This window comes from Mycobacterium sp. (assembly GCF_035653355.1).
Lineage (GTDB): Bacteria > Actinomycetota > Actinomycetes > Mycobacteriales > Mycobacteriaceae > Mycobacterium.
In genome coordinates this window covers 1-5871 of the sequence record NZ_DASRBZ010000103.1, presented here as the reverse complement: position 1 = coordinate 5871, position 5871 = coordinate 1, and the positions used below count along the sequence as shown (strand labels likewise).

Sequence of the window (5871 nt, the reverse complement as noted above, 5' to 3'; positions counted from 1 at the left end):
TCACCGTTCGTGCTGTTCTTCGGGGCGGGGATGGCATACAGCCCAGGGATGGTCTGGGCGACATCGCTGACAGCCACTGCCATCCTGCTGTTCGCGACATCGACCCCCCTTCCCACCGACTTCGCTCCACTGCTGCCGGTGATGATGGTCGGATGCGTGGCGGCCTTGACGTCACTGGTGTGGAGCGCACTTGCCTTCGGGTCAGCGGTGGTGCTGCTGGCGGTGGCTTCGGCCGCGCACCGCCTCGATAGCCTCGCGCTGTACCTGAGTATCGCCGCGCTGGGCTGGCTGACCGGGTACCTCATGCGGAGCCAGGCGCAATTGCTGGTCAAGCAACAGGAGATGCAAGCAGATCTGGCTGAGCATGCGGTAGCCGACGAGCGGCGCCGGATCGCCCGCGAAGTGCACGACGTGATAGCGCATTCGCTTTCCGTCACGCTGTTGCATGTCACCGCGGCGCGGCACGCGCTGCAGAAGGACCGTGATGTCGACGACGCGGTCGCCGCGCTGACCGATGCTGAGCGACTGGGCCGCCAGGCGATGGCCGACATCCGGCGCACGGTCGGGCTGCTCGACACTGGGCCAACGAAGATTGCGCCAGAACCGGGGATCGCGGATATCCGCGACCTGGTCGACGATTTCGTGCAGGCGGGGCTGCAGGTCTCGCTGCAGACTGAAGGCCCCGCCGAGCAGGTGTCGGCGGCAGTAGGGCTGGCGCTCTACCGCATCGCCCAGGAGTCGCTGGCCAACATCGCCAAGCACGCACCTGACTCGAAAGCAACTGTGCGGCTGGTTATTTCACCGTCGGTAGCAGTGCTGGCCATTGTCAACGCGATGCCGGTAGCGGTACCCTCCGGCTCCCCGTCGGCCGATGGCCGCGGACTAGCGGGCATGCGCCAACGAGTCGAACTGCTCGGCGGCGTTCTCGATGCGGGCCCGTGCCGCGACGGGTGGTCGGTGCGCGCCGAGATCCCTCTAGCAGAGGATCCCGGCCCACGACCGCGGCGGTGTGCGCGCTGAATGGACACCGACGAGATTTCCGTGCTGCTGGTCGACGACCAGGACCTGGTCCGGTCCGGCCTGCGCCGGATCCTGCGCCGCAAGGACGGATTCGTCGTGGTCGCGGAATGCTCTGACGGCGACGAGGTTCCGAAAGCGGTCGCCGAGCATCGCCCCGACGTGGTGGTGATGGACCTGCGGATGAAGCGGGTCGACGGGATCGAGGCCACACGGCGGCTTGCCGCTGCGAGTTCGCCACCGGTGCTGGCGCTGACCACCTTCAACGACGATGAGTTGCTATCCGGCGCGCTGCGCGCCGGCGCCTCGGGCTTCGTGCTCAAGGACTCGTCGGCCGAGGAGCTCATCCGAGCGGTGCGCGCCGTCGCGCAAGGCGATGCCTACCTCGACCCGGCGGTCACCTCACGAGTGCTCTGCACCTACCGCCGGGCCGCCGGCGAAAACCGCGCCGAAGCTGTCGCGGAGCTGACCGCGCGCGAGCGCGACGTGCTCGCGCTGATCGGCCAGGGCAAGTCAAACGCCGAAATCGCCGACGAACTCTGCATTTCCGAGGTGACCGTGAAAAGCCACATTGGCCACATCTTCGTCAAGCTCGACTTGCGCGACCGGGCAGCGGCCATCGTCTACGCCTACGACCACGGCGTTGTCACGCCGCGATACCAGGTCTGAGTAATTCCATTGCCGACCAGTAGGTTTAGCGGCCACCCTGTCGTTGGACGAGTTCCGACAGCGTGACGACGCCGCGAGCTACTTGGGCGGCAGTGGCGTCAGGGTCAGCGTCGCGCAAACCGGGCAGGTTTGCGGTCAGCGACAGGGTGGCAATGCCGTGGCTCAACGACCAGCCAACCAAGACAAGATCGAGAACGTCTTCGTCAGATACGTTCCCCGAGCGGTGGGCGGCGAGACTGGCGCGAGCACTGCCATACATGATGTCGAATGCAGCATCGCGAGCGGCGACAAGTTCTGGGTCGTCGGTGCGGTACAGGTAGGGACGAAACATCACCTCGAAGTGACCTGGGTAGGTCAGCGCGAACTGGATATACATCTGACCACCGTGCACGAACCCGTCGGGGCCAGCCGCCGTGGTTCCGATCATGTCGGCCGCTAGCCGGAAGCCCTCCGTTGCGACGGCAGTGAAGATTCCGGTCTTGTCGCCGAACTGGTAGGCCAGCGCGGCATGGGAAACCCCTGCCCTGCGCGCGATGCGACGCATACTCACCGCCGCGACGCCGACCGTCTGTATCTCTTCGACGGCGCCGTCGATGCCCGCCCGCCTTAGCTGCCCATGGTGGTACCGCCGTGAATCCTCTGCAGTCACGATCAATACCGTACCGGCGAATCTAACCATTGATAAGTTTCACGCCACATGGCAGACTTACCAACGGTAAGATTGTCAGAGCCGCCGGGAGAAGCCATGGAGCTGTTCGATGTTGCTATCGTCGGCGCGCGTTGCGCGGGTTCACCGTTGGCAACCATGCTGGCCCGCCGCGGTCTACGTGTTTGCCTGCTCGACCAAGTGCGCTTTCCGCGTGAGACGCCGTCGACACACGTGATGCAGCCCTGCGGCGTGCAGATCCTCCGGGAGTTGGGTGTCCTTGATGAGGTTCTGGCCGCTGGCGGCGTGCCGCTGAACCGCTTCACGCTGATCAACGACGACGTCCGCATCGACGGCACGACCGATCCACCCCAGTTCCCCCTCCCCGGGTTGTGTATGCGCCGGCTGACACTTGATGTGCTGCTGGTCGAGGCGGCGGCTAGAGCCGGCGCCGACCTTCGCACCGGCTGCCGGGTCACCGGGCTGCTGCACGACGACCGTGGCCGCGTGAGCGGCGTGCGAACCGTCCAAGGTGACGTGAACGCCCGGCTGGTGGTGGGTGCCGATGGGCGGCAGTCGATGGTCGCGGCTTCGGCAGGTGCAGCCGAGTATCTCGTCACCGCACCCGGCCGATTGCCCGCCTGGGCCTACTTCGAGGGTGTCGACGACCGTGAAGGACGGCTACGCATTGGCCGGCAAGGCGATCACGCCTTCCTTGCCAGTCCGACCGACGGTGGACTGTACATGGCCGGTATCGCGGTGGACATCGCCAGGCAACACGAATTTCATGCCGACCGGGATCGCAAGTTCACCGACGGTCTCGCGTGCTGGCCGGAGCTTGCTGATCTGCTGGCGGGCGCCAAACGGGTTGGCCCTATCCGGGTAATGACCAACTGGCACGGCTACTTTCGCCAGAGCGCTGGACCCGGATGGGTGCTGGTCGGCGACGCCGGGCACTTCAAAGACTTCACCCCGGCCCAAGGCATGTCCGATGCCCTGCGGCAGGCGGCTCGACTCGCCGAGGCCGTTACCACCGGCTTCTATTGTGCCGCCGGGCCTGACGGACAGCTGCGAGACTGGTGGCGGTGGCGCGACCAGGACGCCAACGAAATGTATTGGCTGGCAAACGATATGGGCGCACCAGGGGTGTCGTCACCGTTGATCACCTACCTGCTGCGCGACATCGCTGATGATGCGGCGGCAACGCAGGCGCTGGCACGTGTCCTCAACCACGAATTGCCACCGTCGCAGCTCTTCACGCTACGCCGACTGGTCCGAGCCGCGGGAAATGCTTTGCGTGATCGGCCGGATCGGATTCGGGCCACGCTTCGTGAGATAACTGGCGCGATCAAAGACGAGGTCTACCGCGCCAAATCCCGTCACACCGTGCCGCCTGGGATGACTGCGCCGCCCCGGCGCTGGATGTTGGGCAGTCGACGTCAGAGGTCGCTCGCGGGAGCATCAGCGTGACCCGCCGCATCGGCGCTCAGCCCTCGGGCTCCTCACCGATATTGCCGATGTGATCCCGCAGCACCGCCTGGCCCTCGGCCAGTCGGTAGGTGACGCACGCGATCGCCAGCGTGCCTGCAGCCACCCGCTCGGCGATCGCGGTGGAGCGGGCCAGAAGTTGCGCGGCCGTCTCGCGGACATGGCGTGCCTCGAACTCGTCAACCGATGTCAGCCCGTCGCGGCGGCCCAGCAGGATCGACGGCGCCACCCGCTCCACCAGGTCGCGCACATAGCCGCCCGGCACCGCGCCGTCGTCGAGCGCGGAAAGCGTGGCTTTGACGGCGCCACAGCTGTCGTGGCCCAGGACGACGATCAGCGGAACGTTGAGCACCGACACCGCGTACTCAATCGAGCCCAGCACGGCCGAGTCGATGACGTGGCCGGCGGTGCGCACCACGAACGTGTCACCGAGACCCTGGTCAAAGATGATCTCGGCGGCTACCCGGCTGTCGCCGCAGCCGAACACCACGGCGGTCGGGTTCTGCGCGGCGGCCAGCTTGGCCCGGTGCTCGGCGCTCTGGCTGGGGTGTTGGGGCTTGCCGGCGACGAATCGCTCGTTACCCTCCTTGAGTGCCTTCCATGCGGCTACGGGATTGGTATTGGGCATGCCGCATATTCTGCCGTACCCGCCGATGAACATCCCGGCAACCGAACTGCTCGACTGGTACGAGGGGGCAAGGCGCGACCTGCCGTGGCGGCGACCAGAGGTCACCCCATGGCAGATACTGGTCAGCGAGTTCATGCTGCAGCAGACGCCAGTGGCCCGGGTAGCGCCGGTCTGGCAGGACTGGGTGGCGCGCTGGCCCACCCCCTCGGCGACCGCGGCGGCCAGCCCGGCCGATCTGCTGCGCGCCTGGGGAAAGCTGGGCTACCCGCGCCGCGCCAAGCGACTGCACGAGTGCGCCACCGTGATCGCCCGAGACCACGACGATGTGGTTCCTCATGACGTCGAGACGCTGCTGACATTGCCCGGAGTGGGCGGCTACACCGCACGGGCGGTGGCGTGCTTCGCCTACCGTCAGCCGGTGCCCGTGGTCGACACCAACGTGCGGAGGGTGGTTGCTCGCGCTGTGCATGGCCGCGCCGACGCCGCCGTCTCATCGTCGATGATCCGCGACCACGCCGACGTGGCCGCACTGCTGCCCGATGACGAACGGGCACACCGGTTTTCGGCGGCGCTGATGGAGTTGGGCGCCACGGTGTGCACCGCAAGGAGCCCGCGCTGCGGATTGTGTCCGCTGACCGAGTGTGCGTGGCGGCGAGCCGGCTATCCACCCGCGGAGGGGCCGGCACGAAAGGTTCAAAGCTACGCAGGGACCGACCGTCAGGTTCGCGGATGCCTACTGGACGTGTTGCGCGGCAAGGATTGTCCTGTTACCAAGGCCGAGTTGGACGTGGCGTGGTTGAGCGACATCCAGCAGCGTGAGCGCGCACTGGATTCGCTGCTCGCCGATGGCCTGGTTACCCGAACCACCGACGGCCGATATGCACTAGTGGGCGACGCGCCGTAGGAACGACTCGACCGCTTGCCGGTACACCTGCGGCGCCTCGTCATGCACAAGGTGACCTGCTTCGGGTACATGCAAATACTCTGTGCAACAACCGGTCTCGTGCATCTTTCGCATCTGACCAGGAGGTGTGACGGAGTCACCCGCCTCGATCAGCAGCGCCGGCACGCGCACCGCCTGCCACTGTTCCCAGTAGTCGCGGGTGCCCCACTCAGCGGCGATCTCGATCCAGCGTTCGACGTGGCCGTGCAGGCGCCAACCGGTTGCGGTCCGGTCGAAAGCGTCCAGAAAGTACTGGCCTGCGACAGGTCCGAATTCCGCGAATACCTGTTCAGCAGCGTCGAATTCGGCCGGAAGGGCATGCAGCCACGGCTCCCACGGCCCGGTGGTGCGGCCACGGAAATCGGGTGCCATATCCTCCACCACCAACGCCGACACGAGTTCGGGATACTCCGCCGCCAGACACCACGAATGTAACGCGCCCATCGAGTGCCCGATCAGCCGCGCGGGCGTTCCCAATCC

The 5871-nt window shown here is 66.4% G+C and carries 7 protein-coding genes; 4 read left to right on the top strand and 3 right to left on the bottom strand.

The features are described 5' to 3' along the window. Positions 1-1020: sensor histidine kinase (locus tag VFA16_RS03310; RefSeq protein WP_324966447.1), on the top strand; the 1020-nt coding region annotated here is incomplete at its 5' end. Beyond that, positions 1021-1686: a response regulator transcription factor gene (locus tag VFA16_RS03305; RefSeq protein WP_324966446.1), complete on the top strand. Its 666-nt coding sequence runs from the start codon at positions 1021-1023 to the stop codon at positions 1684-1686. A gap of 25 nt (positions 1687-1711) precedes the next feature. Here the strand turns inward: VFA16_RS03305 and VFA16_RS03300 are convergent, their stop codons facing one another. After that, on the bottom strand, positions 1712-2335 hold the full coding sequence (locus tag VFA16_RS03300; protein WP_324966445.1) for a TetR/AcrR family transcriptional regulator: 624 nt from the start codon (positions 2333-2335) through the stop codon (positions 1712-1714). 96 nt (positions 2336-2431) lie between these two features. Here VFA16_RS03300 and VFA16_RS03295 point away from each other — a divergent pair, with 96 nt between their 5' ends. Then, a complete protein-coding gene (locus VFA16_RS03295) occupies positions 2432-3802 on the top strand; it encodes an NAD(P)/FAD-dependent oxidoreductase (protein WP_324966444.1) in 1371 nt (456 codons plus the stop codon). 16 nt (positions 3803-3818) lie between these two features. On the opposite strand, the gene VFA16_RS03290 is transcribed toward VFA16_RS03295, so the two are convergent. After that, positions 3819-4448, bottom strand: coding sequence for a carbonic anhydrase (locus VFA16_RS03290; protein ID WP_324966443.1), 630 nt, complete (start codon positions 4446-4448; stop codon positions 3819-3821). Between VFA16_RS03290 and VFA16_RS03285 the strand changes: the two genes are divergently transcribed. Further along, positions 4447-5352, top strand: a complete 906-nt coding sequence (locus VFA16_RS03285; RefSeq protein WP_324966442.1) for an A/G-specific adenine glycosylase — start codon at positions 4447-4449, stop codon at positions 5350-5352. The two genes, VFA16_RS03290 and VFA16_RS03285, sit on opposite strands and share 2 nt — an antisense overlap. Here the strand turns inward: VFA16_RS03285 and VFA16_RS03280 are convergent. Then, positions 5332-5871, bottom strand: a 540-nt coding sequence (locus VFA16_RS03280) for an alpha/beta hydrolase (protein ID WP_324966441.1), incomplete at its 5' end; no start/stop codon positions are given. The genes VFA16_RS03285 and VFA16_RS03280 overlap by 21 nt on opposite strands.